Origin of the sequence: Streptomyces sp. NPDC016469, assembly GCF_040632905.1 — a bacterium.
Lineage (GTDB): Bacteria > Actinomycetota > Actinomycetes > Streptomycetales > Streptomycetaceae > Streptomyces.
In genome coordinates, this window is record NZ_JBEYCQ010000005.1 from 251,173 (window position 1) to 277,056 (window position 25,884).

General features: G+C 72.2%; 26 protein-coding genes and 1 tRNA gene. 16 read left to right on the forward strand and 11 right to left on the reverse strand.

What is annotated here, in order from left to right; translation table 11 throughout:
• Positions 1-88 precede the first annotated feature (88 nt).
• The 5 genes from ABZ565_RS07840 to ABZ565_RS07860 all read left to right on the forward strand — a co-directional run bounded on the left by ABZ565_RS07840 (position 89) and on the right by ABZ565_RS07860 (position 2,740).
• A tRNA-Leu gene (locus ABZ565_RS07840) sits at positions 89-174 on the forward strand.
• Positions 175-286: 112 nt separating this feature from the next.
• Positions 287-718 carry a DUF4259 domain-containing protein gene (locus ABZ565_RS07845; RefSeq protein WP_361021721.1) on the forward strand — a complete coding sequence of 144 codons (432 nt, stop codon included), beginning with the start codon at positions 287-289 and terminating at the stop codon, positions 716-718.
• Positions 715-1,311, forward strand: a complete 597-nt coding sequence (locus ABZ565_RS07850; RefSeq protein WP_361021724.1) for a DinB family protein — start codon at positions 715-717, stop codon at positions 1,309-1,311. The genes ABZ565_RS07845 and ABZ565_RS07850 overlap by 4 nt, the downstream gene beginning before the upstream one ends.
• 155 nt (positions 1,312-1,466) lie before the next feature.
• Positions 1,467-2,339, forward strand: a complete 873-nt coding sequence (locus ABZ565_RS07855) for a Bax inhibitor-1/YccA family protein (RefSeq protein WP_361021727.1) — start codon at positions 1,467-1,469, stop codon at positions 2,337-2,339.
• An 83-nt stretch (positions 2,340-2,422) separates the two neighbouring features.
• Entirely contained in the window at positions 2,423-2,740 is a 318-nt protein-coding gene (locus ABZ565_RS07860) for a hypothetical protein (protein WP_361021730.1), read from the forward strand.
• Between the two features lie 57 nt (positions 2,741-2,797).
• Here the strand turns inward: ABZ565_RS07860 and ABZ565_RS07865 are convergent, their stop codons facing one another.
• From ABZ565_RS07865 to ABZ565_RS07875, 3 genes are all read right to left on the reverse strand, one after another.
• Positions 2,798-3,637, reverse strand: a complete 840-nt coding sequence (locus ABZ565_RS07865) for a hypothetical protein (RefSeq protein WP_361021733.1) — start codon at positions 3,635-3,637, stop codon at positions 2,798-2,800.
• Between the two features lie 230 nt (positions 3,638-3,867).
• Complete coding sequence (locus tag ABZ565_RS07870; protein WP_361021736.1) at positions 3,868-5,088, reverse strand: acetyl-CoA C-acetyltransferase; 1,221 nt, start codon at positions 5,086-5,088, stop codon at positions 3,868-3,870.
• Positions 5,089-5,302: 214 nt separating this feature from the next.
• Complete coding sequence (locus ABZ565_RS07875; RefSeq protein WP_361021925.1) at positions 5,303-6,403, reverse strand: SGNH/GDSL hydrolase family protein; 1,101 nt, start codon at positions 6,401-6,403, stop codon at positions 5,303-5,305.
• Positions 6,404-6,567: 164 nt separating this feature from the next.
• Between ABZ565_RS07875 and ABZ565_RS07880 the strand changes: the two genes are divergently transcribed.
• The gene (locus ABZ565_RS07880) at positions 6,568-7,974 is read left to right on the forward strand and encodes a cystathionine beta-synthase (RefSeq protein ID WP_361021739.1); all 1,407 of its coding nucleotides are present in this window, start codon (positions 6,568-6,570) and stop codon (positions 7,972-7,974) included.
• 365 nt (positions 7,975-8,339) lie between these two features.
• On the opposite strand, the gene ABZ565_RS07885 is transcribed toward ABZ565_RS07880, so the two are convergent.
• Positions 8,340-9,185: a helix-turn-helix transcriptional regulator gene (locus ABZ565_RS07885; protein ID WP_361021742.1), complete on the reverse strand. Its 846-nt coding sequence runs from the start codon at positions 9,183-9,185 to the stop codon at positions 8,340-8,342.
• A gap of 145 nt (positions 9,186-9,330) precedes the next feature.
• On the opposite strand from ABZ565_RS07885, the gene ABZ565_RS07890 reads away from it, so the two are divergent.
• A complete protein-coding gene (locus tag ABZ565_RS07890; RefSeq protein WP_361021745.1) occupies positions 9,331-10,092 on the forward strand; it encodes an SDR family oxidoreductase in 762 nt (253 codons plus the stop codon).
• A 3-nt stretch (positions 10,093-10,095) separates the two neighbouring features.
• Here the strand turns inward: ABZ565_RS07890 and ABZ565_RS07895 are convergent, their stop codons facing one another.
• Entirely contained in the window at positions 10,096-10,521 is a 426-nt protein-coding gene (locus ABZ565_RS07895; protein WP_361021749.1) for a hypothetical protein, read from the reverse strand.
• Between the two features lie 173 nt (positions 10,522-10,694).
• Between ABZ565_RS07895 and ABZ565_RS07900 the strand changes: the two genes are divergently transcribed.
• Complete coding sequence (locus ABZ565_RS07900) at positions 10,695-11,540, forward strand: MurR/RpiR family transcriptional regulator (RefSeq protein WP_361021752.1); 846 nt, start codon at positions 10,695-10,697, stop codon at positions 11,538-11,540.
• A gap of 49 nt (positions 11,541-11,589) precedes the next feature.
• On the opposite strand, the gene ABZ565_RS07905 is transcribed toward ABZ565_RS07900, so the two are convergent.
• From ABZ565_RS07905 to ABZ565_RS07920, 4 genes are all read right to left on the reverse strand, one after another.
• Complete coding sequence (locus ABZ565_RS07905; protein WP_164400390.1) at positions 11,590-11,964, reverse strand: hypothetical protein; 375 nt, start codon at positions 11,962-11,964, stop codon at positions 11,590-11,592.
• Between the two features lie 82 nt (positions 11,965-12,046).
• Positions 12,047-12,502, reverse strand: a complete 456-nt coding sequence (locus ABZ565_RS07910; protein ID WP_361021756.1) for a roadblock/LC7 domain-containing protein — start codon at positions 12,500-12,502, stop codon at positions 12,047-12,049.
• A gap of 38 nt (positions 12,503-12,540) precedes the next feature.
• Positions 12,541-13,332: a transcriptional regulator gene (locus ABZ565_RS07915; RefSeq protein WP_361021759.1), complete on the reverse strand. Its 792-nt coding sequence runs from the start codon at positions 13,330-13,332 to the stop codon at positions 12,541-12,543.
• The gene (locus ABZ565_RS07920) at positions 13,329-13,736 is read right to left on the reverse strand and encodes a hypothetical protein (protein WP_361021762.1); all 408 of its coding nucleotides are present in this window, start codon (positions 13,734-13,736) and stop codon (positions 13,329-13,331) included. Before ABZ565_RS07920 ends, ABZ565_RS07915 begins: the two co-directional genes overlap by 4 nt.
• A gap of 234 nt (positions 13,737-13,970) precedes the next feature.
• Between ABZ565_RS07920 and hutU the strand changes: the two genes are divergently transcribed.
• The 4 genes from hutU to hutI are packed head-to-tail and all read left to right on the forward strand — an operon-like array spanning position 13,971 to position 19,469.
• Positions 13,971-15,629, forward strand: a complete 1,659-nt coding sequence (hutU, locus tag ABZ565_RS07925; protein ID WP_361021764.1) for a urocanate hydratase — start codon at positions 13,971-13,973, stop codon at positions 15,627-15,629.
• 26 nt (positions 15,630-15,655) lie between these two features.
• A complete protein-coding gene (locus tag ABZ565_RS07930) occupies positions 15,656-16,867 on the forward strand; it encodes an allantoate amidohydrolase (protein WP_361021928.1) in 1,212 nt (403 codons plus the stop codon).
• Entirely contained in the window at positions 16,858-18,243 is a 1,386-nt protein-coding gene (locus ABZ565_RS07935; protein WP_361021767.1) for a formimidoylglutamate deiminase, read from the forward strand. The genes ABZ565_RS07930 and ABZ565_RS07935 overlap by 10 nt, the downstream gene beginning before the upstream one ends.
• A gap of 53 nt (positions 18,244-18,296) precedes the next feature.
• The gene (gene hutI, locus ABZ565_RS07940; protein ID WP_361021770.1) at positions 18,297-19,469 is read left to right on the forward strand and encodes an imidazolonepropionase; all 1,173 of its coding nucleotides are present in this window, start codon (positions 18,297-18,299) and stop codon (positions 19,467-19,469) included.
• 87 nt (positions 19,470-19,556) lie between these two features.
• Here the strand turns inward: hutI and ABZ565_RS07945 are convergent, their stop codons facing one another.
• The gene (locus ABZ565_RS07945; protein ID WP_361021773.1) at positions 19,557-20,453 is read right to left on the reverse strand and encodes an RNA polymerase sigma factor SigF; all 897 of its coding nucleotides are present in this window, start codon (positions 20,451-20,453) and stop codon (positions 19,557-19,559) included.
• A gap of 287 nt (positions 20,454-20,740) precedes the next feature.
• Here ABZ565_RS07945 and ABZ565_RS07950 point away from each other — a divergent pair, with 287 nt between their 5' ends.
• Complete coding sequence (locus ABZ565_RS07950; RefSeq protein ID WP_361021776.1) at positions 20,741-21,109, forward strand: STAS domain-containing protein; 369 nt, start codon at positions 20,741-20,743, stop codon at positions 21,107-21,109.
• A gap of 244 nt (positions 21,110-21,353) precedes the next feature.
• The gene (locus tag ABZ565_RS07955; RefSeq protein ID WP_361021779.1) at positions 21,354-21,866 is read left to right on the forward strand and encodes an ATP-binding protein; all 513 of its coding nucleotides are present in this window, start codon (positions 21,354-21,356) and stop codon (positions 21,864-21,866) included.
• A gap of 86 nt (positions 21,867-21,952) precedes the next feature.
• On the opposite strand, the gene ABZ565_RS07960 is transcribed toward ABZ565_RS07955, so the two are convergent.
• Entirely contained in the window at positions 21,953-23,449 is a 1,497-nt protein-coding gene (locus tag ABZ565_RS07960; RefSeq protein ID WP_361021781.1) for an oligopeptide:H+ symporter, read from the reverse strand.
• 423 nt (positions 23,450-23,872) lie between these two features.
• Between ABZ565_RS07960 and ABZ565_RS07965 the strand changes: the two genes are divergently transcribed.
• Together ABZ565_RS07965 and ABZ565_RS07970 are read left to right on the forward strand one after the other, a co-directional pair.
• A complete protein-coding gene (locus ABZ565_RS07965; RefSeq protein ID WP_018104033.1) occupies positions 23,873-24,550 on the forward strand; it encodes a response regulator transcription factor in 678 nt (225 codons plus the stop codon).
• Between the two features lie 61 nt (positions 24,551-24,611).
• Positions 24,612-25,877, forward strand: coding sequence for an ATP-binding protein (locus tag ABZ565_RS07970; protein WP_361021784.1), 1,266 nt, complete (start codon positions 24,612-24,614; stop codon positions 25,875-25,877).
• Positions 25,878-25,884 lie beyond the last annotated feature (7 nt).

Here is a 25,884-nt window from a genome sequence, read left to right on the forward strand (position 1 = left end):
ATAAATAAGACAACATCGAGCCACTGTTCGTCTGCTCGCGCCGGGCCCCCCGGATAGGGTCATGTGCCAACGCGGAGCCGCGCGCCAAGCCCGGATGGTGGAATGCAGACACGGCGAGCTTAAACCTCGCTGCCCCTCGGGGGCGTACCGGTTCGAGTCCGGTTCCGGGCACCACAGCGCCTTCGGCGCCGCAGGGATACGGTCGCCCGGGGAACCTGACGAACCCCCGCTGTCAGTGCCGGCTGCTGGGATGGCAGCCCGGACGACGACAACGTGGGGTGGGGCCATGGGCACCTGGGGCGCGGGCAATTTCGACAGTGATACGGCGGCGGATCAACTTTCCGGGCTGGTGGACCGGCTCGTCGCCGAGGTGGGCGAGGCCATGGGCGGGGATCCCGCAGGGATCGAGCCCGATGAGTACGACGGGGTGGCCGTCCTCTGCAATCCGGAGCTGCTGCTCCTTCTGCGCGAACGCGGCTGGGCCGGCGTCAGTCTGCCCGCGCCGGAGGTGATCCGGGGCCGGCGGGAAACGTACATGGCCGTGTGGGAGCGGACCGTCGACGGGCTGGAGCCCGCCGACGGATTCAAGGACGAGCGGAGGGCGGTGCTGGCGGGCACCTTTGACCGTCTGGCGGAGGCCGCCGCGGAGCGGGAGGTGTCCAGTGGCTGGGAAGTCCGGTGGGGCGTGGGACCGGATACCGGCAGGTTGGGCGCATGACCGATGCGCATCAGTACAAGCACGACCTGCGGCTCTACCTCCAGGACGCCCGCGACGCCTTCCTCTGGAAGCTCGACGGGCTGTCCGAGTACGACATCCGGCGGCCCCTCACCCCCACCGGCACCAACCTGCTCGGGCTCGTCAAGCATGTGACCGGGGCCGAGGCGTTCTACCTCGGGACCGCCTTCGGCCGGCCCGTCGACGCGCCGGCCCTGTGGATCGCCGGGGACGCCGAGCCGAACGCCGACCTGTGGGCCACGGCCGACGAGTCCCGCGAGGAGATCACCGGGCAGTACCGGCGGGTGTGGGCGCACTCCGACGCGACCGTCGAGGCGTTCGGTCTCGACGCGGTGGGGGTCCTCCCCGGGGAGGGCGGGCCCGCGCTGTCGCTCCATCGCATCCTCGTCCACCTCGTCGCCGAGACCCAGCGTCATGCCGGGCACGCCGACCTCGTCCGGGAGCTGATCGACGGGGCGGCCGGGCTGCGGCGGGGGAGCGAGGACATGGCGCCCGGTGACGAGGCATGGTGGCGTCGCCACAGGGAAGAGGTGGAGAGCGCGGCCCGGGAAGCGGGCGGGCGGTCCGCCGGGTGAGGTCGTCCGCCGACGGAGGCGACCGGACGCATCCGCACCGTGACCGCGCACGGCCCGGTCCGGGGGCAAAGATCCTCCTTCGGCACTAGGACGATTGCTTTGCCTACCCATTACTCTTGTGGGAAGGCCACGCTGGGTGGCCATGGAGGAGTGAGATGAGGAGCAGCAACCCGGTCTTCTCGCGACGGGGCTTCAGCCGCGACAACGGTTACGCGGGCTTCAACGCGGCGCCGCAGGCCGGGGCCCCCGCAGCGGGTGCCAACCCGTACGCGCAGGGCACCGCCCCGAACCCGTACGCGACGAACCCCTACGCCCCCACGGGCGCCCCCGCGCCCGCCCGTACCGGCGCGATGACGATCGACGACGTCGTCACCCGCACGGCGATGACGCTGGGCACGGTCGTGCTCGGTGCCGCGCTCGCCTGGGCGCTGCTGCCGGTGGACGAGGCGAACCTCAACAAGTCGTACGGCATCGCCATCGGCGCCGCGCTCATCGCGTTCGTGCTGTCGATGGTCCAGTCCTTCAAGCGCAAGCCCGTACCCGCGCTGATCCTCGCGTACGCCGCCTTCGAGGGTGTTTTCCTCGGCGTCATCTCCAGCGCGGTCAGCACGTACATCGGGCCCGGCGTCGTGATGCAGGCGGTGATGGGCACCATGTGTGTCTTCGCCGGTGTGCTGCTCGCGTACAAGATGCGCTGGATCCGCGTCACCCGCCGCTTCTACGGCTTCGTGATGGCCGCCGCCATGGGCTTCCTGCTCCTGATGGCCGTCAACCTGCTGTTCGCCGTCTTCGGCGGCGGTGACGGCCTCGGCTTCCGCAGCGGTGGCCTCGGCATCCTCTTCGGCGTCATCGGCATCATCCTGGGCGCCTGCTTCCTGGCCCTGGACTTCAAGCAGGTCGAGGACGGCATCGCGTACGGCGCTCCGCGCGAGGAGTCCTGGCTGGCCGCCTTCGGCCTCACCATGACCCTGGTGTGGATCTACCTGGAGATGCTGCGCCTGCTCTCCATCCTCAGCGGCGACGACTGATCCGCCCCGCCGCCCCGAAGCGGCCCGTGGTCTCCCTTCCGGAGGCCGCGGGCCGCTTCCGCGTGTGCGGGTAGGGTCGCGGGGTGCTCGATACGACCCCCCTGATCATCGCCGTGGACCGATTCGCCGACCGGCTGCGCGCCGCCCCGCAGAGCAGGCTGCAACGGGGAGCGGCGGCCCGGGGCCTCGCCGCCGCGCGCGAGCTGTCGGCGCGGGCCCAGCGCGCCGAGGAGCCCGGCCGGGAGCCCAGGGTCATGCCGGACGCCGGGGTGTTCGCCGTCGGCGACCAGCTCGCCGTCGCCGGCCGCGACCTGGCCGTGGCACTGGAAACGGCCCCGTCCGAGGAGCTGGACGAGGCCGTGCGATGCGTCGAGGAAGCGGCCGCGCGGGCCTTCGAGTAGGGCGCGCGTCGCGGGGGGAGGCGGCAGGTCATGCCGGGGACCGACGTCGGTGCGGGCTCAGAAGCTCGCTATGACGCGGTCGGCGAGTATGTAGACGTTCTCCTTGCCGCACGAGAACGTCAGCGCGTACGCCCCCGAGACGCCGGAGCCGCCCAGCAGCACCGGGTGCTCGCCCGCGCGCAGCGACTCGGCCAGGCGCTCGGCCGTCTCGCGGTGGCCGGGGGTCATACAGAGCGTCGTGCCGTCGGCGAACACGTACACGTCGAGCGTGCCGAGCGGGCCCGGGCGCACGTCGGACAGCTCCGTGCGGCTGTCCGCCAGCTCCTCCAGGCGGTTCACGGTGCGCTCGTGGTCGGTGACGACGGGCGTCTGTACGGGGACGAAGTCGGGGTGCGAGGGGTGGCGGCGGCGGGCCGCGGCCAGCTCGGGGGAGTCCTCGGCGAACTCCGTCTCCGGCAGCTCCGCCAGCTCGGTCAGCTCGTCCAAGGCCTCGGCCGCTTCGAGGTCCATCGCGTCGAGACCGGCGAAATCGCTCTGACGCGGCATGAAGAACGGGGCGTCCTCGCCCAGACCGGCCAGCCCGCCCAGCAGGGAAGGGGCGTCGGCGGCGTCGCGCGCCTCCTGCGAGGCCCAGAACGCGCGGGCCTCGGCGAGCTCCCGCTCGCGCTCCTCGGCCAGCGCCTCGGCGACGGCCGCGCGTATTTCTTCGGCGGAGGTGGTGTCGTTGCGGGTCTGAGGGGGTACAGCCGCTGTACGGGCGTAACCGTCGGCCAGCTCCTTACGGAGCGCCGAGACCTGCCTGCGCAGCCCGTGAGCGGCGTGCAGAGCGGCGGCGCCCACAGCCGTGGCAGCGGCGGTGGTCAGCAACAGGGCAATAGGCATGGCGCTCACTGACATACTCCCGGTTTCAATCGATCCCCCGACTTCCTACATCAGCTTGTGCCCTGGCGGCACCATGTGTCAGTGCATTACGTCACGAAATGGACAGGACTTTGGGCCCGGTGTGAACCACTGTTGTAGGTGTGACCTGCACAAACGACTCTCCCCCAGGAGATAGATCACATCCTGGGGGAGATTCGGTCACGGTCGGGGCTCGGTGGCCCGCAGGGGCCCGAAACCGGCCCTGATCAGCTCAGACGCTCGATGACCATGGCCATGCCCTGGCCGCCGCCGACGCACATGGTCTCCAGGCCGAACTGCTTGTCGTGGAACTGGAGGCTGTTGATCAGCGTGCCGGTGATCCGCGCGCCGGTCATGCCGAAGGGGTGGCCGACGGCGATGGCGCCACCGTTGACGTTGACCTTCTCCAACGGCAGGCCGAGGTCGCGGTAGGAGGGGATGACCTGGGCGGCGAACGCCTCGTTGATCTCCGCGAGGTCGATGTCGCCGACGGTCAGGCCGGCCCTCTTGAGCGCCTGCTTGCTGGCCTCGACGGGGCCGTAGCCCATGATCTCGGGGGAGAGGCCCGAGACGCCGGTGGAGACGATCCGGGCGAGCGGGGTCAGGCCCAGCTCGCGCGCCTTGGTGTCGGACATGATCACGAGCGCGGCGGCGCCGTCGTTGAGCGGGCAGCAGTTGCCCGCCGTGACCAGGCCGTCCGGACGGAAGACCGGCTTCAGGCCCTGGACGCCCTCCAGCGTGACGCCCGCGCGCGGGCCGTCGTCCTTGGCCACGACGGTGCCGTCCGGCGTGGTCACCGGGGTGATCTCGCGCTCCCAGAACCCGTTCTTCAGGGCCTCCTCGGCGAGGTTCTGCGACCGTACGCCGAACTCGTCCATGTCCTGACGCGTCACGCCCTTGAGGCGGGCCAGGTTCTCCGCGGTCTGGCCCATCGAGATGTAGGCGTCCGGGACCAGGCCGTCCTCGCGCGGGTCGTGCCAGCTCGCACCGGACTCCTCGGCGCGGGCCGCGGTGCGGGCCTCGGCCTCCGCGAAGAGCGGGTTGTGCGTGTCCGGCAGGCTGTCCGAGTTGCCCTTGGAGAAGCGGGACACCATCTCGACACCGGCCGAGATGAAGACGTCGCCCTCGCCGGCCTTGATGGCGTGCAGGGCCATGCGGCTCGTCTGGAGGGAGGACGAGCAGTAGCGGGTGACCGTGCAGCCGGGAAGGTGGTCCATCCCCATCTGCACGGCGATGATGCGGCCCAGGTTGTTGCCCTGCTCGCCGCCGGGCAGACCGCAGCCGAGCATCAGGTCGTCGATGTCCTTCGGGTCCAGCTCGGGGACCTTGGCCAGGGCGGTCTGGATGATCGTCGCGGTCAGGTCGTCCGCGCGCAGGTCCTTGAGCGAACCCTTGAAGGCCCGGCCGATGGGCGAACGGGCGGCAGAGACGATCACGGCTTCGGGCATCACGCGGCTCCATGAGGGCTGAGGGCGGACAGGCTGCCTGAGGGATCCGGCAGACCCGGCGGTACGGCACGACTGCTCTGGAAATTACCCGGACGTAGCGCCCGGGTCACCCGACCCGGCGTGTGATGCGGGCCTCTTTTCTAAGCGAGCGCTCAGTCAATGGTCCTCTTCCGGGGCGCCCGCTCAGTCAATGGTCCCCATCCGGGGCGCCCGCTCAGTCAACCGTCCCCTTCCCGGGCCGCCCGCTCGGCCGGCGGACCCACGCGTGCCTCGGTGCGCCGTCCGCGTCCGTGCCCGCGCCCGGCCGGTGCTCCAGGCGCGTCGAGCCCCCGGGCTCCGGGTGCGGGTGAGGGTGCGGCTCCGTGGCGGCGGGCAGACGCCGCCGCCTGCGGTGCTTGAGCAGGGCCCAGGGTGCCCGGGCCCCCGTGACCTCCGTACCGGCCTCCTTGGCCGCCTGGGAGGCCGCCTTGGCCACGGGCAGCATGTCCTCGCGCCGGGCGCCGTCCAGCCGGTCCGACTCCGGCCACAGGCCGAGCACCGCGCACAGGGTCGGCAGCACCGCCATGGACGCGGTCGCGTACCCCTCGGCCGACGGGTGGTAGTTGTCCGGGCCGAACAGCTCCCGCGGATTCGCCTCGAACTCCGGGCCCAGCAGGTCCCCCAGCGACACCGTGCGCCCGCCCTGCTCCACCGTGCCGATGGTCTGCGCGGCCGCCAGCTGCCGGCTCACCCGCCGGGCCAGCCAGCGCAGCGGCTGGTACACCGGCTCGATCGTGCCCAGATCCGGACAGGTCCCGACCACGACCTCCGCTCCGGCCGTCCGCAGCCTGCGCACCGCCGTCGTCAGACAGCGCACCGACTGCGTGGCGGGCATCCGGTGCGTCACGTCGTTCGCCCCGATCATGATCACGCACACGTCCGGAGTCCGCGCCGGGTCCGTGAGCATCAGCGAGACCTGCCGCTCCAGATCGTCCGACCTGGCACCCGGCAGCGCGACGTTGCGCAGGTCCACCGGCCGCTCGGACACCGCCGCGAGCCCCGAAGCCAGCAGCGCCCCCGGGGTCTGCCCGGCCCGCCGGACCCCCTGCCCGGCCGCCGTGGAGTCCCCGAGCAGCCCGAGGCGCAAGGGCTCCGCCGGGCCCGTGAACGCCACCCCGTACCGTCCGTCCGCGCTCGGCGGGACCGGGGCGACACCGCCGCCCACCTGCCGCTTCGCCAGCTGGACCTCCGCCAGCAGGACGCCCACCGCCGCGGCGCCCAGCAGCCCGATGCTGCCCCCGCCGTAGGCCGCGCCCGCCGCGATCCGCCGTGCCACTCTCGCCGTCGACACAGTCCGGTCCACCTCCTCGTCCCACGTACCGCAGTAGAGCCGTACACAGAGCTACCTGCCCGCTACCGGCCGTTGTTCAATCGCGCCGCCCAATCCCGTGCCCGTGCGCATACGCTTGCCGGACCATCTCGGAGACCCCGGAGTACACGGTGCAATTCCACGATTCGATGATCAGTCTCGTAGGCAATACCCCGCTGGTGAGGCTGCGCAGTGTCACGGCCGGCATCCAGGCGACGGTCCTGGCCAAGGTCGAGTACTTCAACCCCGGCGGGTCGGTCAAGGACCGCATCGCCCTGCGCATGATCGAGGCCGCCGAACAGAGCGGCGAGCTGAAGCCCGGCGGCACGATCGTCGAGCCGACGAGCGGCAACACGGGCGTCGGCCTGGCGATCGTCGCGCAGCAGAAGGGGTACAAGTGCGTCTTCGTCTGCCCGGACAAGGTGTCCACGGACAAGATCAACGTACTGCGCGCCTATGGTGCCGAGGTCGTCGTCTGCCCCACGGCGGTCGACCCCGAGCACCCCGACTCGTACTACAACGTCTCCGACCGGCTGGTCCGTGAGACGCCGGGCGCCTGGAAGCCCGACCAGTACTCCAACCCGAACAACCCGCGCTCGCACTACGAGACCACGGGCCCCGAGCTGTGGGAGCAGACGGAGGGGAAGATCACCCATTTCGTGGCGGGTGTCGGGACCGGCGGCACGATCAGCGGCACCGGCCGCTATCTGAAGGAGGCCAGCGGCGGCAGGGTCAAGGTCGTCGGTGCCGACCCGGAGGGCTCGGTCTACTCCGGCGGCTCCGGCCGGCCGTACCTCGTCGAGGGCGTCGGCGAGGACTTCTGGCCCTCCGCGTACGACCGCGAGGTCACCGACGAGATCGTCGCCGTGTCCGACAAGGACTCCTTCCAGATGACCCGCCGGCTCGCCAAGGAGGAGGGGCTGCTCGTCGGCGGCTCCTGCGGCATGGCGGTCGTGGGCGCCCTGGAGGTCGCGAAGCGGCTCGGGCCCGAGGACGTGGTCGTCGTCCTGCTCCCGGACAGCGGGCGCGGCTACCTGTCGAAGATCTTCAACGACGAGTGGATGGCGGACTACGGCTTCCTGGAGGACACCGGGCCCTCGGCGCGGGTCGCGGACGTCCTGAACCACAAGGAGGGGCCGATCCCCACCCTCGTCCACATGCACCCGGAGGAGACGGTCGGCGAGGCGATCGACGTGCTGCGCGAGTACGGCGTCTCGCAGATGCCGATCGTCAAGCCGGGCGCGGGCCACCCGGACGTGATGGCCGCCGAGGTCATCGGCTCGGTCGTGGAGCGCGAGCTGCTGAACGCCCTGTTCGCCCAGCGCGCCTCGCTCAGCGACCCGCTGGAGAAGCACATGTCGGCCCCGCTGCCGCAGGTCGGCTCCGGCGAGCCCGTCGAGGACCTGATGGCGGTGCTCGGCGGCACCGGTGCGGCGGACGCGGCGATCGTGCTGGTGGAGGGCAGGCCGAAGGGCGTCGTCAGCCGCCAGGACCTGCTGGCGTACCTGGCGAAGGACGCCCCGGCGGCCGCGAAGTAGCCGGGTGGGCGCGCACTTCGCGGAAACGGTACGTGCGCGTCATGTGGCCGCAGCACCGGCTTAACACGGCTCGGGCACATTGGTGGATGTCGGCAGGGAAACCCGCCGGCACCGGAACGGCGACAACGGACTACGGAGCGGCTCCCGGACCTCCACCGTCGCCCGGACGCGCCACCCGGCCCTGACCCGGACCGCGTCCCTCGCGGGGACCGCCGTCGTCCCGCCCCCTGGGAAACCGGGGGTGCGGCGGTCCCCGCGACTACCGTTCTACGCGCGCAGCTCGCGCGTCCCCTTCCGTTCTACGCGTGCAGCTCGGCGCGTCCCCTGCCGCTCCACGCGTGCAGCTCGGCGCGTCCCTTACCGCTCTACGCGTGCAGCTCCCGTGCGTTCCCGTCCGCCGCCCAGCTCGCCAGCAGGGCGATGCGCTCGGCGGTCTCCGAACCGGGCTCCGGGGTGTAGACGACCAGCGAGAGATCCGGTTCACCGGGCACCGCCAGCGTCTCGTACGGCAGCGTCAGGGCGCCCACCACGGGGTGGGCCATCCGCTTCACGCCGTACGTCTTCGCCTTCACCTGGTGGTCGGCCCACAGCCGGCGGAAGTCCTCGCTCCTCAGCGACAGCTCACCCACCAGCGCCGCGAGCTCCTTGTCGTCCGGGTGCAGCCCCGCGTCCAGCCTCAGATACGCGACCGTCTCCGCCGCCACCGCCGGCCAGTCCGGGTACAGCTCGCGCGCCCCCGGGTCCAGGAACGCCTGACGCGGCATGTTCCGCTCGGCGGCCGGCATCCGGGAGAAGCCGGAGAGGGCGTCCCCCAGCGCGTTCCACGCCAGCACGTCCATCCGGCGGCCCAGCACGAAGGCGGGCGCCCGGTCGAACAGGTCGAGCAGCAGCCGCAGGCCCGGGCGCAGCCGCCGTCCCGAAGGGTTCGCCGCCTTGCGGGACTTGGGGCGCGCCACCGTCCGCAGATACGCGTGCTCCGTCTCGTCGAGCCGGAGCACCCGGGCTATCGCGTCGAGCACCGCGTCCGAGACGCTGGGCCCGCGCCCCTGCTCCAGCCGGACGTAGTAGTCGACGCTCACCCCGGCGAGCTGCGCCACCTCCTCGCGCCGCAGCCCCGGGACCCGCCTGCGGCCGTACGAGTTGAGCCCCACGTCCTCCGGGGTGATGCGGGCACGCCGTGAGCGCAGGAAGTCTCCGAGTTCGCCGTCCATGGCCCGATCGTAGGAGAACGGTCTCCGCCCAGCCTGGTACTGGCAGACCCAGGAACAACGCATCCCTGGGTGGGCGGCGCTCACCGGCGCAGTGTGGGGCCCGAGCCGGAACACCGGCCGCGGACACCACACCAGGGAGCACCCCATGCCGTACGAGACCCTCGCCGGCCGCACCGCCGTCATCACCGGAGCCGCCAGCGGCATGGGCGCGGCGACCGCCCGGCTGCTCGCCGCGCAGGGCGTACGGGTGGCCCTGCTGGCCCGCCGCGCGGAGCGGCTGGAGGAGCTGGCCGCGAAGATCACCGCGGACGGCGGCCGGGCCCTCGCCGTCGCCGCCGACGTCACCGACCAGGCGTCCGTGGACGCGGCGGCGGACCGGGTGCACGCCGCGTTCGGCCCGGTGGACCTGGTCGTCAACGCGGCCGGGGTGATGCTGCCGAACCCCGTGGACGCGGGGCGCGTGGACGAGTGGCAGCGGATGCTCGACACCAATGTGGCCGGTGCGCTGCGCGTCATCCGGGCCTTCACCGCGGACCTGGTGGCCGTCGCCGCCGAGGGCCGCACCGCCGACCTGGTCAACATCTCCTCGATCGGCGCGCACATCACGTTCCCCAACTACGCGGTCTACGGCGCCACCAAGGCCGCGCTCACCTACCTGTCGGCCTCGCTGCGCACCGAACTCGGCCCGCGCGACGTCCGCGTCACCAACATCGAGCCCGGCCTCACCGACTCGGAGCTGGCGGGCCACGTCGACAACGCGGAGCTGAGCGGCCAGCTGGACGGCATGTTCGAGGCGCTGGGCGGCCTCTCGTCCGACGAGATCGCCGACCTCATCGCGTACACCACGAGCCGCGCCCGCCACGTCAACCTGCGTCAGCTGGTCGTGCTGCCGACCCGGCAGGCGTGAGGCTCAGTCCTCCCAGTCGGAGGCCGTCCGCCGCTCCTCGCGGCCCCGGAACAGCCGCCTGCCGTGGCCGGCCTGGAACGCGTTGACGCCGACGATCCCGAGCCAGGCGACGACGAGCCCGCCGAAGCCCGCGTTCGCGACGCCGATCGCGGACAGCGGCACGGCCAGGACCAGGGAGACGATGCCGAAGCCGTAGCGCTCTCCGAAGTGCCCGGGCGGCCGCTCCGGGGTCCGCGCGCCCCGCGCGACGGCGGTCCGCTCCTCGGCGAGATGCCGCCGGACCCTGCGGTCGAGCGTGGCGTCGAGCCGCTGCTCCACCTTCTCCAGGAACGACTCGACGAGCGCGGAGTCGTAGTCGGCCCCCAGCTCGCTGCGGGCCTGCAAAGTCGCCTTGAGCTCCCTGTCGAGCTCGGTGTCGGGTGCGTCCATGGTTCTTACGGTACGGAGCGGAGGCGGCCGGGACAGTGGGGTTAGCCCCCGGGTTTCGGGCCTGACGCGGGGGACGGCCCCGACCCGTTGCATATGGACATGCAGACACCTTGCTGGCTGAATGGATTCGTCGGCGCCGGGCCTCGGCGCGGCGGATCTACCGAGGGGACAGGATGAGCGGGAGCAGCCCGGCCGCGCGGTTGCAGGAGCTGTTCGAGGGGCGCCGGCTGACGCCCACGCAGCGGCGCATCGCGCACTCGATGGTGCGCAGGGCCGGAGACGCCCCGTTTCTCTCCAGCGTCGAGCTGGCCGAGCTGGCCGGGGTCAGCCAGCCCTCCGTCACCCGGTTCGCCGTCGCTCTCGGCTTCGACGGCTACCCCGCGCTGCGCAAGCACCTGCGCGAGGTCGCCCCGGCCGGGGCGGAGGCGGGCGAGGGCGACGAGACGTGCAACGAGTACCAGCAGGCGGTGCTCGGGGAGATCGAGAACCTGCGCCACCTGGCCGAACTCCTCGCCGACCCGGGCCCCGTCGAGCGGGCGGGCCGGCTGCTCGCCGCGTCCCGCCCGCTGCCGGTGCTCGGGCTGCGCGCGGCGTCCTCGCAGGCGCGCGGGTTCGGGTACTTCGCGGCGAAGGTGCACCCGGACGTGCGGGTGCTCGACGAGGGCGGCAGCATGCTGCACGACCGGATCGACGCCGCCCGGCGCGCCGGGGCGACGGCGCTGATCTGCTTCGCGCTGCCCCGCCACCCGCGCGAGGTCGTGGACGCCCTGGCGTACGCGCGCGGCCGGGACCTCACCGTGGTGTCGGTGGCCGACTCCGCGTTCGCGCCGGTGGCCCGCCACAGCGACCTGCTCATCCCGGCCGCCGTCGGCACCGGCCTCGCCTTCGACACCGCCTGCGCCCCGATGCTGCTGGGCCGGGTCCTCCTGGAGGCCATGTGCGACAACCTGCCCGACGCCCAGGCCCGCCTGGAGGAGTTCGACGCGGGGGCGGCGGCGCGGGGGCTGTTCGTGGAGTGAACCGGGGGCGCGGGCCGCGGGCGGCCCGCGCCCCCGGGGAGCGCCCCGCTCAGACCTCCAGGTCCGCCTCGATCTTCTTCAGCTGGTGGCGGGCCATGGCCAGGTTCGCGCGGCCGGCGTCGAGGACCAGGTAGAGGAACAGGCCGTTGTTGCCGCGGGTCTTGAGAAGGCGGATCAGGTGGTACTGGGTGCCCAGGGTGATCAGGATGTCCTCGATCTCGTCCTTGATGCCCAGGTGCTCCATGGTGCGGAGCTTGGCGCGTACGACGTCGGTGTTGCCGGCCGCCGCGACCTCCAGGTTGAAGTCCTTGCCGCCGCCGAGTGTGCCCAGCGCCATGCCGCTCGTGTAGTCGACGAGGGCGACACCGGTGGTGCCCTCGATGGACGACATCGCTTCCTTCAGTGACGCTTCGGTGTTCGCCATGAGTGGTGCTCCCTTTCTCTGACCGGCCACCGCGGCCGGTTCCGTTGCGTGGTGCGGGGTGGTGCCAGTGGTTCTGGCGGGCTCAGGTCGGGCGTTGCGGGAGGGCGCCCGGCTGCTGCGGGGCGCGGGGCGCGGGGGCCGGCTGCGGGGCCCGGGCCAGGGCACGGTCGATCAGTTCGCCGATACGGGAGCCGGCCCGGCGGCCCTCCAGATGGAGCCGGCCGACGTTGATCCGGTCCTCGGCGAGCAGGGTCAGGACGGCCTGGGACCCGGCCGCGTACGTCGCGATGTAGCCCGTTTCGCCGCGCACGAGGAGTTCGCGGAAGCCGTTCCGCCCGGTCGCCTCGGTCATCCGGATCGCGACGCCGAGCGCGGCGGCGGTGAGCGCGGCGACCCCCTCGGCCTCGACGCCCGGGGTGTCGTGGGCCAGGACGAGCCCGTCGGTGCTGGCCGCCAGCGCGCCGGAGAGGAGCGGGACCCGTGCCCGTAACCGCTGGAGTTCGGCGAGGACGTCCTGTGCTTCGGCTTCGGGCACCATCAGCTGTCTCCTTCCGGCACGCTGTCTGAGCGCGCGTATCACAGGGCCTCCAATGCGTCTCGGAGCCGGCGCAGCAGGGCGACGTCGGGGTCGGCCGTGACCTCGGGGAACGCGATCCGGCCCGGGTCCGGGGCGCCCGGGGCCGCCGGCGGGACCGGCTCGACCAGACCGGCCGCCGCGAGCCGCCGCAGGTCGACCAGGACGTGGAACGCGGACCTGCCGAGCTCCTGTGCGATGCCGGTGGCCGTACGCACCCCGTCCACGCGCTCCAGCACGCGGCGCCGGCCCACCGGCACGGGCGCGTCGGACGGCAGGCCCGTCCGCGTCAGCGGGGCCGTGTCCACCGCGGCGTCCGGCCAGATCCGGTCCAGCAGTTCGCGCCGTCGCAGGGTCTCGCGCTGCACCGCGTCCACCGGGACCGGCCGCACGGGGCCGATCCAGTGCGCGACCCCGTACCGGAAGCGCGCCGGCGTCCGGGTCGGCGCGAGGGCGAAGAACGCCGCGTCGTACAGGGCGCCCAGGTGGCACAGCTCCAGCGCGCCGCCAGGCACCCGGCCGCTGTCCACGAGATGGCGGCCGACCCGCTGCCCGGCCCCCGCCTCGGCGACCGCGTCCCACCAGCCCTCGCGGCGCAGCGCACCGCCCCGGGTCAGCAGGACGTCGATCCCGGGCGTCGCGGGGGACTCGGCGTGCACGACCTTGCCGTCGGCGAGGTAGAGCGTGCCCCGGTCGCGCATCAGGGCGCCGGTGGCCCGTTCGGCGGCGAGGCGCTGGAGCATCGGGGAGAGCACGGGGGCCGCGTCCTCGTCCGCGAGGGCGGCGGCGGTCATGCGAGGACCAGCCGCTCGGCGATCTCGCCGAGGCGTATCCGGGCGAGCGCGAGGTTGCCCTCGGCGCGGTCCAGCCACAGGTGGAGGAAGACGCTGCTGTCGAAGTCCGTCTCCACGAACCGGAGGATGTGGTAGCCGGCGCGGGTGGTGACGATGACGTCCTCGACCGGGGGAGCGCTCCCGGCCGCGCCCGCCGCCGGCTCCGGCGCCCCGAGGGCGAAGGCGGGCTGTTCGGCCGCCATCCGCGCCACCTCGGCCGTCTCCGCGGCGGTGGCCTCGTGGTCGCCGTTGGGCGAGTCGCCGACGGTGCCGAGGGCGAGACCGCTCGTCCAGTCGACAACGGCGGCGCCCCTGGCACCGGGCAGTCTCATGACGTCGAGCAGGCACTCGTCGATTCCGGGCACGCGGATTCCCCTCCGACACGGCGTTCGGCTGTGACCCAGAGGTTACGCATCGTGCTCTCTCCTGGTGGAAGTTCTGGCATTTTCCATCGGTACATGCGGGTGGTTGGTGGAGAATGCCCCGCCGCGCGCGGCTTCTGACGTGGCGGTGGGCCCTTGCGGCCCCGCCTGTTGACTGGACGTATTCAGCAACCCAAGATGTGAATAGAAAAATCACAGACGCGAGGAGGCACCGCCATGTCAGGACCCCGCCCCGTACGGGCGCCGCGCGGTACGGAACTGACCGCCCTGGGATGGCAGCAGGAAGCCGCCCTGCGGATGCTCCAGAACAACCTGGACCCCGAGGTCGCCGAGCACCCCGACAAGCTCGTCGTCTACGGCGGCACCGGCAAGGCGGCCCGCGACTGGCGCTCGTTCGACGCGATGGTCCGTACGCTGCGCACGCTCAAGCAGGACGAGACGATGCTCGTCCAGTCCGGGCGGCCGGTCGGCGTCATGCAGACGCACGAGTGGGCGCCGCGCGTCCTGATCGCCAACTCCAACCTGGTCGGCGACTGGGCGAACTGGGAGGAGTTCCGCCGCCTGGAGGCGCTCGGGCTCACCATGTACGGCCAGATGACCGCCGGTTCCTGGATCTACATCGGCACCCAGGGCATCCTCCAGGGCACCTACGAGACCTTCGCCGCCGTCGCCGCCAAGAAGTTCGGCGGGACGCTGGCCGGGACGATCACCCTGACCGCCGGGCTCGGCGGCATGGGCGGCGCCCAGCCGCTCGCCGTGACGATGAACGACGGCGTCGCGATCTGCGTCGACTGCGACCCGCGCGCCATCGAGCGCCGCATCGAGCACCGCTACCTGGACGTCCGCGCCGACTCCCCGGAGCACGCGCTCCAGCTCGCCGTCGAGGCCCGGGACGCCCGCCGCCCGCTCTCCATCGGCCTCCTGGGCAACGCGGCGGAGTTGCTGCCCCGGATGCTCGCCGAGGGCGCCCCCATCGACATCGTCACCGACCAGACCAGCGCGCACGACCCGCTGGCCTACCTGCCTGTCGGCGTCGACTTCGACGACATGGCCGCGTACGCCGCCGAGAAGCCCGCCGACTTCACCAGCCGGGCCCGCGAGTCGATGGCCCGTCACGTCGAGGCGATGGTCGGCTTCATGGACGCCGGCGCGGAGGTCTTCGACTACGGCAACTCGATCCGGGGCGAGGCGCGGCTCGCCGGATACGAGCGCGCCTTCGACTTCCCCGGCTTCGTCCCCGCCTACATCCGGCCGCTGTTCTGCGAGGGGAAGGGCCCGTTCCGCTGGGCGGCCCTGTCCGGCGAGGCGTCCGACATCCACAAGACGGACAAGGCGCTGCTCGAACTCTTCCCGGAGAACGAGTCCCTGCACCGCTGGATCAGGATGGCCGGCGAGCGCGTCCACTTCCAGGGCCTGCCCGCCCGCATCTGCTGGCTCGGCTACGGCGAACGCGACCGGGCCGGCGAGCGCTTCAACGACATGGTGGCGAGCGGCGAACTCGCTGCGCCGCTGGCGATCGGGCGCGACCACCTGGACTGCGGGTCCGTGGCCTCCCCGTACCGCGAGACCGAGTCCATGCTCGACGGCTCCGACGCGATCGCGGACTGGCCGCTGCTGAACGCCATGGTCAACGTGGCGTCGGGCGCCTCCTGGGTCTCCCTGCACCACGGTGGCGGGGTCGGCATGGGCCGGTCCATCCACGCCGGACAGGTGACCGTCGCGGACGGCACACCGCTGGCCGGCGAGAAGATCCGGCGGGTGCTGACGAACGACCCGGGCATGGGCGTGATCCGGCACGTGGACGCGGGCTACGACATCGCGGAGTCGGTGGCGGAGGACAAGGGCGTGCGCGTACCGATGCGGGACGAGGCGTGACGCGCTCGCAGCCCGGCTTCCAGACCATGTGGGCCGAGCTGGCCCCCATCGGCCGGCACCCCGGCAGCGGGGGATACCGGCGGTACGCCTGGACCGGGGCCGATTCCGAGTGCCGGGCCTGGTTCCGGGCGCAGGCCGAGGCGCGGGGGCTGACGGTCGAGGTCGACCGGAACGGCAACCAGTGGGCCTGGCTCGGGGACCCGCTCGCCGGGGACGCCGTCGTCACCGGCTCGCACCTCGACTCGGTGCCCGACGGCGGCGCCTTCGACGGGCCGCTCGGCGTCGTCTCCTCGTTCGCCGCGCTCGATGAACTCCGCCGCAGGGGAGTGGAGTTCACCAAGCCGCTGGCCATCGCCAACTTCGGCGACGAGGAGGGCGCCCGGTTCGGCCTCGCCTGCGTCGGCTCCCGGCTCGCCGCCGGGCAGCTGACCGTCGAGGCCGCGCACCGGCTGCGCGACGCGGACGGCGTCACCCTCCCGCAGGCCATGGCCGCCGCCGGTCACGACCCCGACGCCATCGGCCCCGACCCCGAACGGCTCGCCCGGATCGGCGCCTTCGTGGAGCTCCACGTCGAGCAGGGCCGCGCCCTCGACCTCACCGGCGACCCCGTCGGCATCGCCTCCGCGATCTGGCCGCACGGGCGCTGGCGGTTCGACTTCCGGGGCGAGGCCAACCACGCGGGCACCACCCGGCTCGCCGACCGCCGGGACCCGATGCTCACGTACGCCGAGACCGTCATCGCCGCCCGGCGTGAGGCGGAACTCGCGGGCGCCCTCGCCACCTTCGGCAAGGTCGCCGTCGAGCCCAACGGGGTCAACGCCATCCCCTCGCTCGTGCGCGGCTGGCTCGACTCCCGCGCCGCCGACCAGGACACCCTGGACACCGTCGTCGCCGCCGTCGAGCGCGCCGCCCGGGAGCACGCGGAGCGGGCCGGTATCGACCTCGACGTCGTCCGCGAGTCGTTCACGCCCGTGGTCGAGTTCCGGCACGCCCTGCGCGACGAGCTGTCCACCCTGCTCAAGGGCTCCGCCCGCGGCACCGGGCGCCCGGTCCCCGTCCTCGGCACCGGCGCCGGGCACGACGCGGGTATTTTGTCCGCTTCGGTCCCGACCGCCATGCTGTTCGTACGGAACCCGACCGGGATCTCGCACTCGCCGGCCGAGCACGCCGCCGAGGACGACTGCGCGGCCGGGGTCATCGCACTCGCCGACGTACTGGAAGGTCTCGCGTGCCGCTGACGACGGAGGCGACGGACACACCCGTCACCGAGACGTACTGGCTGTCCCACGCCTGGCTCGGCACCCATGTCGAGCCGGGCGTCGCCCTGGACGTGTCCGACGGGCGGATCGCCCGCGTACGCTTCGGAGTAATCGCCGCCCCGCCCGGCGCCACCGCGCTGCGCGGGCTCACCCTGCCGGGCCTGGCCAACACCCACTCGCACGCCTTCCACCGCGCCCTGCGCTCCACCGTCCAGGTCGGCTCGGGCACCTTCTGGACCTGGCGCGAGACCATGTACCAGGTGGCGTCCCGGCTCACGCCCGACACCTACTACGCCCTCGCCCGCGCCGTGTACGCGGAGATGGCGCTCGCGGGCATCACCGCGGTCGGCGAATTCCACTATCTGCACCACGCGCCCGGCGGCACCCCCTACGACAACCCGAACGCCATGGGCGAGGCCCTGATCGCGGCCGCCCGCGCGGCCGGCATCCGGATCACCCTGCTCGACACCGCCTACCTCTCCGCCGGATTCGGCTCCGGGCCCGACGACTACCGCGAACCCGACCGGCACCAGGTGCGCTTCAGCGACGGGACCGCCGACGCCTGGGCCGAACGCGCCGCCCTCCTCAAGGGCGACGACCACACGGTCATCGGCGCCGCCGTCCACTCCGTGCGGGCGGTCCCGGCCGGGCAGCTCTCCACCGTCGCCCGCTGGGCCGAGGAGCGCCGAGCCCCCCTGCACGTCCACCTCTCCGAGCAGACCGCTGAGAACGACGCCTGCCTCGCCGCCCACGGACGCACCCCCGCCCGGCTCCTCGCGGACCACGGCGTCCTCGGACCCCGCACCACCGGCATCCACAACACCCACCTCACCGCCGAGGACATCGCCCTCATCGGCTCCACCTCCACCGGCACCTGCATGTGCCCGACCACCGAACGGGACCTCGCCGACGGCATCGGCCCCGCCGCCGCCCTCCAGCACGCCGGCTCCCCGCTCTCGCTCGGCAGCGACAGCCACGCGGTGATCGACCTCTTCGAGGAGGCCCGCGCGATGGAGCTGAACGAGCGCCTGCGCACCCGCAGGCGCGGCCACTGGACGGCCGCCGCCCTGCTGCGCGCCGCCTCCGCCGACGGCCACGCCGCGCTCGGCCGGCCCGAAGCGGGCGTCCTCGAACCGGGCGCCCCCGCCGACCTGGTGACCATCGCGCTCGACTCCGTCAGGACAGCGGGACCGGTGCCACGGCTGGCAGCGGAGACCGCCGTATTCGCCGCCTCCGCCGCGGACGTCCGCCACACCGTGGTAGCGGGGCGCCATCTCGTACGCGACGGACGGCACACGCTGGTGGACGACGTCCCGCAAACGCTCGCACGGGCCATCGGCGCGCTGCGGCCCTGAGCGCCGCCCCGGCGAACACCCCCCGGCTCCCACGCAAGGAGAGCAGTCCCCCGATGACGACGACCGCCATCACCCACATCTCCGCACTGGTCACCAACGACCCCTCCCTCGGCGACGAGTCCCCCCTCGGACTGATCCAGGACGCGGCCGTCGTCATCGAGGGCGACCGCGTCGTCTGGACCGGTGCGTCCAGCAAAGCACCCGCCACTGACAACGCCGTCGACGCGGCCGGCCGGGCCGTGCTCCCCGGCTTCGTGGACTCCCACTCCCACCTGGTCTTCGCGGGTGACCGCACCCAGGAGTTCAACGCCCGGATGTCCGGCCGCCCCTACAGCGCGGGCGGCATCCGCACCACCGTCGCCGCCACCCGCGCCGCCACCGACGAGCAGCTCTCCGCCAACGTCGCCCGCTACCTCGCCGAGGCGCTGCGCCAGGGCACCACCACCTTCGAGACCAAGTCCGGCTACGGCCTCACCGTCGAGGACGAGGCCCGCGCCCTGCGCATCGCCGCCCACCACACCGACGAGGTCACCTTCCTCGGCGCCCACATCGTCTCCCCGGACTACGCCGACGACCCCGCCGGATACGTGGACCTGGTCACCGGACCGATGCTCGACGCCTGCGCCCCGTACGCCCGCTGGATCGACGTCTTCTGCGAGCGCGGCGCCTTCGACGGCGACCAGGCGCGGGCGGTCCTCACCGCCGGCCGCGCCAAGGGCCTGCACCCCCGGGTCCACGCCAACCAGCTCGGCCACGGCCCCGGCGTCCAGCTCGCAGTGGAGCTCGACGCCGCCTCCGCCGACCACTGCACCCACCTCACCGACGCGGACGTCGACGCCCTGGCCCAGTCGGACACCGTCGCGACGCTGCTGCCCGGCGCCGAGTTCTCCACCCGCGCCGCCTGGCCGGACGCCCGCCGACTGCTCGACGCGGGCGCCACCGTGGCCCTGTCCACGGACTGCAACCCGGGCTCTTCTTTCACCTCGTCCCTGCCGTTCTGCATCGCCCTCGCCGTGCGGGACATGGGCATGACCCCGGACGAGGCCCTCTGGTCCGCCACGGCGGGCGGCGCGGCGGCCCTGCGGCGCGACGACGTCGGCCGGCTCGCCCCGGGCGCCCGCGCCGACCTGGTGGTCCTGGACGCGCCCAGCCACGTCCACCTGGCGTACCGGCCGGGCGTTCCGCTCGTACACGCGGTGTGGCGCGCGGGCGAACGCGTGGTCTGACCTCGGGCAGGGGCCCGGAACGCGGAAGGACCTGCCCCGTCCGGGGCAGGTCCTTTCCGGCTGTCCGCACACGGCGCGGGAGACGGCTCACTCGTCCAGCGTCAGGCCCTTGCGGAGCTTGACCAGGGTGCGCGAGAGCAGTCGCGACACGTGCATCTGCGAGATGCCCAGCTCTTCGCCGATCTCCGACTGCGTCATGTTGGCGACGAAGCGGAGCGAGAGGATCTGGCGGTCGCGGCCCGGCAGCGAGGCGATGAGCGGCTTCAGGGACTCGACGTACTCGATGCCTTCGAGCCCGTGGTCCTCGTAGCCGATCCGGTCGGCCAGCGCGCCCTCGTGCTCGTCCTCCTCGGGCTTGGCGTCGAGCGAGCTCGCGGTGTACGCGTTGCTCGCGGCCATGCCCTCCACGACCTCGTCACGGGTGAGGCCGAGGCGGTCGGCGAGCTCGCCCACGGTGGGCGCCCGGTCGAGCTGCTGGGCGAGCTCGTCGCCCGCCTTGGCCAGGTCGAGCCGCAGCTCCTGCAGGCGGCGCGGGACGCGCACGGACCAGCTGGTGTCGCGGAAGAAACGCTTGATCTCGCCGACGATGGTCGGCATCGCGAAGGTCGGGAACTCGACGCCCCGGCTGAGCTCGAAGCGGTCGATCGCCTTGATCAGGCCGATCGTGCCGACCTGGACGATGTCCTCCATCGGCTCGCTCCGGGAGCGGAACCGGGAGGCGGCGAACTTGACCAGGGCCAGATTCAGCTCGACGAGGGTGTTGCGTACGTAGGAGTACTCCGGCGTGCCCTCTTCGAGGGTCTCCAGCCGGGTGAAGAGCGTCTTCGACAGGGCCCTGGCGTCCAGCGCCCCCACCTCGGTGTAGGGCGGGATCTCGGGAAGTCCCTCGAGTCCGTCGAGCGCTTCGGTGTGTGATTCGGTCAGTCCCTGAGGACATGCCGACGGCGCGTTGTGGGTACGCGGTACGTCGAGCCGGGGTGACATGGGGTCTCCTCCATCGTTCTCGGCATATGGCTGCCGATGCCCATACGTGTTCCTGCGGTGAAGCGGCGCCTCCGAAGCCGGTCGCGTTTTTTGGGGTCCCTCTACCCTTACCTGCTCGCCATGACTCGGTACAACCTCCAATTGCCCCTATATGTCCGCTTTGTTGAGGTCTCTGGCTACCGCGTGGCGCAGGGAACGCGTAGTGTTTCAAGAACATCAGCGACAGCTGGGCACGCATCCGCAGGTGCGGGGATGCGGACAGTGACGAGCGGCGAAGAGGGACGGGCATGGACCGCGGGACGGTCGGCAGTGCGAACCGGGGTCGGCTTCAGGTCGAGGCCCGGACCGAGGGGCGCAGCGAAGTGGTGACACCCGTGGGTGAGCTCGATCACCACACGGCGGATCTGCTGCGCGAGCCGCTGGAGAGCGCGGTCGAGCAGGGGCGTGCGCGCCTGGTGGTCGACTGCTCGCGGCTCGACTTCTGTGATTCCACCGGGCTGAACGTGCTGCTCGGTGCGCGCCTCAAGGCGGAGGAAGCCGGGGGAGGGGTTCATCTGGCCGCGATGCAGCCCGTGGTGGCGCGGGTCTTCGAGATCACGGGGGCCGAGGCGGTGTTCACCGTCCACGCCTCCCTCGCCGAGGCCCTGGAAACCTGACCGGGCCGCGCTCCGGCGTGCCCGGCCGCCTCGTCCTGCGCGTGGGTTACGCGATCGGCGAAGCGGTAAGGGGTGTCGTCGCGGTTCGGCCGGGCAGGAGATCTTCCGGCGAGCCCGGGCAGCCTGGCCCCCCGTGCCCGTGCGGTTCCTGTATCAGTGTCCGTATCGGTATTCGTAGTCGTATCCGTTCAATGGTTCGTATCTGTCCAATGGCGACATGGTGAATCGGTGAGGTGAAGCGCTGATGAGCACCACCCGGCAGCATCCGCCGGGCGACTTCGGCCGCGAGCCGGAGGGCGCGGGCGTTTCCTCCGCCGAGCCCGCCCGGCCGGACGAGGCCGCCGAGCAGCGGCAGTGGCGCACGCTGTCGTTGCGGGAGGCCACCGGCATCGTGCCGACGGCCCGTGATTTCGCCCGCCAGGCGCTCCATGACTGGGGCTGGCTCCCCGCGTCCAGCGCCGACCACCGCGCCGCCGCGGAGGACGTCCTGCTGGTCGTCTCCGAGCTGGTCACCAACGCGTGCCTGCACGCGGGCGGCCCCGACGAGCTCCGGATCGCCCGCAGCGCCAAGGCGCTCCGCGTGGAGGTCGCCGACGGCGGCGCGGGCCAGCCCTCGCCGCGTACGCCGCACCGGGCCGGGCGCCCCGGCGGCCACGGCATGTTCATCGTGCAGCGGCTCTGCCTGGACTGGGGGGTCGTACGGGTGCCGGGCGAGCCCGGCAAGACCGTGTGGGCGGAGCTGGCCGCTCCGGCGTAACGGCCGTCCCGAGGCATACGGAAGGGGCCGCCGCACCGATTCGCCGGTGCGGCGGCCCCTTCCGTATGCCTGTACGGGCTACGGGATCAGCGCACGTCGCCCATGTGCTGGGTGACCTTCTTGCGGTACATCCAGATGCCGACACCGGCGATGACCGCGAGGACCGCCTCGAAGGCGACCGCTCCCGTGGTGTCCAGGTCGACCCCGATCGCCGGGGCCGTCAGCAGACCGGTCAGGGAGTCGCCCGCGGTGACCGCGAGGAACCACACGCCCATCATCTGCGAGCTGTACTTCGCCGGGGCCATCTTCGTGGTCACCGACAGGCCGACCGGTGAGAGGCACAGCTCCGCGACGGTCTGGATGAAGTAGATCGCGACCAGCCACATCGGGCTGACCCGGCCGCCGTTGGCGGCGGTGTCGATCAGCGGGATCAGGAAGACGACGAAGGAGATGCCGATCAGCACGAGGCTGGAGGCGAACTTGACGGCGGTGCTCGGCTCCTTGCCGCGCTTGTTCAGCCACAGCCAGCCCGAGGCGACCACGGGGGCGATCGCCATGATGAAGATCGGGTTCAGCGACTGGTACCAGGACGTCGGGAAGTCGAAGCCCAGCAGGTGGTTCGTGGTCGAGTTCTCGCCGAAGATCGACAGGGTCGAGCCGTTCTGGTCGTAGATCATCCAGAAGACGGCGGCGACCACGAAGAACCAGATGTAACCCGACAGCTTGGACTGCTCGGTCGTCGTCAGCTCCTTGTCGCGCTTCATGCGCGTCAGGACCGCGACCGGGATGACCAGACCGGCGATGCTCAGCGGCACGGTGGCCCAGTCGGCGAAGTTGCCGGTGACGGCCATCAGGCCGTACAGCACGGCCGCGACGACCAGCCAGATCAGGCCCTTGCGCAGCGCGGACTGCTTCTCCTGCTCGGTGGCGGGCGTCGACACGATGTCGCTCTGCGGGCTCAGGTGGCGGGTGCCGAGCATGAACTGGGCGAGGCCCAGGGCCATGCCGAGCGCCGCGAGCGCGAAGCCGAAGTGCCAGTTGACGTTCTCGCCGACGGTGCCGATGGTCAGCGGGGCGAGGAAGGCACCCACGTTGATGCCGATGTAGAAGAGCGTGAAGCCACCGTCACGGCGCGGGTCCTCCGGGCCGTCGTAGAGGTGGCCGACCATCGTGGAGATGTTCGCCTTCAGCAGCCCGGAACCGAGCGCCACGAGCACCAGGCCCGCGAAGAAGGTCACCGAGTTCGGCACGGCGAGCGTGATGTGGCCGAGGATGACGACGGCGCCGCCGATGGCGACCGTCTTGCGCGGCCCCCAGAAGCGGTCGGCCATCCAGCCGCCGGGCATGGCGAGCAGGTAGACCATCGCCATGTAGACCGAGTAGATCGCCGTCGCCGTAGTGGCGTTCATGTGCATGCCGCCGGGCGCGATCAGGTACAGCGGGAGCAGTGCCTTCATGCCGTAGAAGCTGTAGCGCTCCCACATCTCGGTCATGAAGAGCGTGGCCAGGCCCCGGGGGTGGCCGAAGAAGGTCTTCTCGCCACCAGCGGTGCTCGACGGGTCCTTCGTCAGGCTGGACGCCATGATCGATCCTTGTGTGCTCGGGACGCGGCGCCTCGACGAAGCGGGTACGCGCCCGGTGGGGGGAGGCCGGCACCGCCGCGGGTACGCCCTCCGCGACGGGATCCACACCCGGAGCGCCTTCATCGGCGGCCCGGGCCCGGCCCACAGGTCATTCACTGAAACTTCCGGGCCGGCGGGTACCGGCCCGCACACAAAAGAGACCCTTGGCGCTCAGAGCTGCCCAAAGGTCCTTGAGTAGTGCAATAGGCGTTGAGACACCATACGACACGACAGAGCCCGATATGGAAGGACTTGAGAGATGGATCACAGGTCCAGGTGCAACCACACTCGCATATTCGAAGGTCCTACCGGTAACGGCGCCCAGTCCCGCAGGGCTCTCGGATCGCCTCCCGAGGTGTCCGCCGCGCGGACTACCATCAGTGCATGACCCGTGTACTGCTCGCCGAGGACGACGCATCCATCTCGGAGCCGCTGGCCCGCGCCCTGCGGCGGGAGGGTTACGAGGTCGAGGTGCGGGAAGACGGTCCGACCGCGCTCGACGCCGGACTCCAGGGCGGCATCGACCTGGTCGTGCTCGACCTGGGGCTGCCCGGGATGGACGGCCTGGAAGTCGCCCGCCGGCTGCGTGCCGAGGGTCACACCGTGCCGGTCCTCGTCCTGACCGCCCGAGCGGACGAGGTGGACACGGTCGTCGGGCTCGACGCGGGCGCCGACGACTACGTCACCAAGCCCTTCCGCCTCGCCGAGCTCCTCGCCCGGGTCCGGGCCCTGCTGCGGCGCGGCGCCACCGAGCCCGCCCCCCAGCCCGCCACGCACGGCGTCCGCATCGACGTCGAATCGCACCGGGCCTGGATGGGCGAGGAGGAGTTGCAGCTCACCGCGAAGGAGTTCGACCTCCTGCGGGTCCTCGTCCGGGACGCGGGCCGGGTCGTCACCCGCGACCAGCTGATGCGCGAGGTCTGGGACACCACGTGGTGGTCGTCCACCAAGACGCTCGACATGCACATCTCCTGGCTCCGCAAGAAACTCGGCGACGATGCGGCCAACCCGCGCTACATCGCCACGGTCCGGGGCGTCGGCTTCCGCTTCGAGAAGAGCTAGGGCCTGTAGCGTCCCCGCTGTCCGCCCGACCGCCCGAGCCGACTGACGTACAGAAGCAGGCATGCGCCGACGACTGATCAACTCGACCCTCGCCGTCGTGCTCGTGGTGATCGCCGTCTTCGGCGTCTCCCTCGTCATCGTCGAGACCCGCACCATCAGCAGCAGCGCGCAGGAGAGCGTCGACTCCGAGGCGCTGCGGCTGATCAGCGTCATCGAGAGCCGGCTCCTGGGCGCCGAGCGGATCAATCCCGCGGTGCTGGCCGAGCAGATCGACGACAAGCGCTACGCCCTGGTCAAGATGCCCGGCCGCGCCCCCATCGAGGTCGGCGAGCGCCCCAGTGGCAGTGTGATCACCGCCACCGAGACGGGTGAGCACGGCGAGAAGGTCACCGTCGAGGAGTCCCGCTCCGCCGTCACCCGCGAGGTCGGCCGCACCCTGATGATCATCGGCGCGGTGGCGCTGCTGGCCATCGTCTCCGCCGTCCTCCTCGCCGTACGCCAGGCCGACAAGCTCGCGTCGCCGCTCACCGACCTCGCGGAGACCGCCGAGCGCCTGGGCTCCGGCGACCCCCGCCCGCGCCACAAGCGGTACGGGGTGCCCGAGCTGGACCGCGTCGCCGATGTCCTGGACTCCTCCGCCGAGCGGATCGCCCGGATGCTGACCGCCGAACGCCGGCTCGCCGCGGACGCCTCCCACCAGCTGCGTACGCCGCTCACGGCCCTGTCCATGCGGATCGAGGAGATCTCGCTGACCGACGACCCGGAGACCGTGAAGGAGGAGGCGCACATCGCCCTCGCCCAGGTCGAACGGCTCACGGACGTGGTGGAGCGGCTGCTGACCAACGCCCGGGACCCCCGGACCGGCTCGGCGGTCGTCTTCGACCTGGACGAGGTCGTCAAGCAGCAGATCGAGGAGTGGCGCCCGGCCTACCGGGGCGAGGGGCGCGCCATCGTCTGCTCCGGCAAGCAGGGGCTGAGCGCCGTCGGCACCCCGGGCGCGGTCGCCCAGGTCCTGGCCGCGCTGATCGAGAACTCCCTGATGCACGGCGGCGGTACGGTCGCGCTGCGCACGAGGGTCACCGGCAACCAGGCGGTCATCGAGGTCACGGATGAGGGCCCCGGCGTCCCGGCGGACCTGGGCGCCAGGATCTTCGAGCGCACCATCAGCGGCCGCAACTCCACGGGCATCGGCCTGGCGGTCGCCCGCGACCTCGCCGAGGCGGACGGCGGCCGTCTGGAACTCCTCCAGCAGCAGCCCCCGGTCTTCGCCCTGTTCCTGAGCCGCATGGCCCCGGACAGAGCGGAACCGGAACGCCCGGTGCGGTAACGGAGGC

What these genes read in the sequence shown, in the direction of transcription:
- ABZ565_RS07845 (WP_361021721.1), top strand. Translation starts at nt 287, where the DNA reads ATGGGCACCTGGGGCGCGGGCAATTTCGACAGTGATACGGCGGCGGAT.
- ABZ565_RS07850 (WP_361021724.1), top strand. Translation starts at nt 715, where the DNA reads ATGACCGATGCGCATCAGTACAAGCACGACCTGCGGCTCTACCTCCAG.
- ABZ565_RS07855 (WP_361021727.1), top strand. Translation starts at nt 1,467, where the DNA reads ATGAGGAGCAGCAACCCGGTCTTCTCGCGACGGGGCTTCAGCCGCGAC.
- ABZ565_RS07865 (WP_361021733.1), bottom strand. Translation starts at nt 3,637, where the DNA reads ATGTCAGTGAGCGCCATGCCTATTGCCCTGTTGCTGACCACCGCCGCT.
- ABZ565_RS07870 (WP_361021736.1), bottom strand. Translation starts at nt 5,088, where the DNA reads ATGCCCGAAGCCGTGATCGTCTCTGCCGCCCGTTCGCCCATCGGCCGG.
- ABZ565_RS07885 (WP_361021742.1), bottom strand. Translation starts at nt 9,185, where the DNA reads ATGGACGGCGAACTCGGAGACTTCCTGCGCTCACGGCGTGCCCGCATC.
- ABZ565_RS07890 (WP_361021745.1), top strand. Translation starts at nt 9,331, where the DNA reads ATGCCGTACGAGACCCTCGCCGGCCGCACCGCCGTCATCACCGGAGCC.
- ABZ565_RS07895 (WP_361021749.1), bottom strand. Translation starts at nt 10,521, where the DNA reads ATGGACGCACCCGACACCGAGCTCGACAGGGAGCTCAAGGCGACTTTG.
- ABZ565_RS07900 (WP_361021752.1), top strand. Translation starts at nt 10,695, where the DNA reads ATGAGCGGGAGCAGCCCGGCCGCGCGGTTGCAGGAGCTGTTCGAGGGG.
- ABZ565_RS07905 (WP_164400390.1), bottom strand. Translation starts at nt 11,964, where the DNA reads ATGGCGAACACCGAAGCGTCACTGAAGGAAGCGATGTCGTCCATCGAG.
- ABZ565_RS07910 (WP_361021756.1), bottom strand. Translation starts at nt 12,502, where the DNA reads ATGGTGCCCGAAGCCGAAGCACAGGACGTCCTCGCCGAACTCCAGCGG.
- ABZ565_RS07915 (WP_361021759.1), bottom strand. Translation starts at nt 13,332, where the DNA reads ATGACCGCCGCCGCCCTCGCGGACGAGGACGCGGCCCCCGTGCTCTCC.
- hutU (WP_361021764.1), top strand. Translation starts at nt 13,971, where the DNA reads ATGTCAGGACCCCGCCCCGTACGGGCGCCGCGCGGTACGGAACTGACC.
- ABZ565_RS07930 (WP_361021928.1), top strand. Translation starts at nt 15,656, where the DNA reads ATGTGGGCCGAGCTGGCCCCCATCGGCCGGCACCCCGGCAGCGGGGGA.
- hutI (WP_361021770.1), top strand. Translation starts at nt 18,297, where the DNA reads ATGACGACGACCGCCATCACCCACATCTCCGCACTGGTCACCAACGAC.
- ABZ565_RS07945 (WP_361021773.1), bottom strand. Translation starts at nt 20,453, where the DNA reads ATGTCACCCCGGCTCGACGTACCGCGTACCCACAACGCGCCGTCGGCA.
- ABZ565_RS07950 (WP_361021776.1), top strand. Translation starts at nt 20,741, where the DNA reads ATGGACCGCGGGACGGTCGGCAGTGCGAACCGGGGTCGGCTTCAGGTC.
- ABZ565_RS07955 (WP_361021779.1), top strand. Translation starts at nt 21,354, where the DNA reads ATGAGCACCACCCGGCAGCATCCGCCGGGCGACTTCGGCCGCGAGCCG.
- ABZ565_RS07960 (WP_361021781.1), bottom strand. Translation starts at nt 23,449, where the DNA reads ATGGCGTCCAGCCTGACGAAGGACCCGTCGAGCACCGCTGGTGGCGAG.
- ABZ565_RS07965 (WP_018104033.1), top strand. Translation starts at nt 23,873, where the DNA reads ATGACCCGTGTACTGCTCGCCGAGGACGACGCATCCATCTCGGAGCCG.
- ABZ565_RS07970 (WP_361021784.1), top strand. Translation starts at nt 24,612, where the DNA reads ATGCGCCGACGACTGATCAACTCGACCCTCGCCGTCGTGCTCGTGGTG.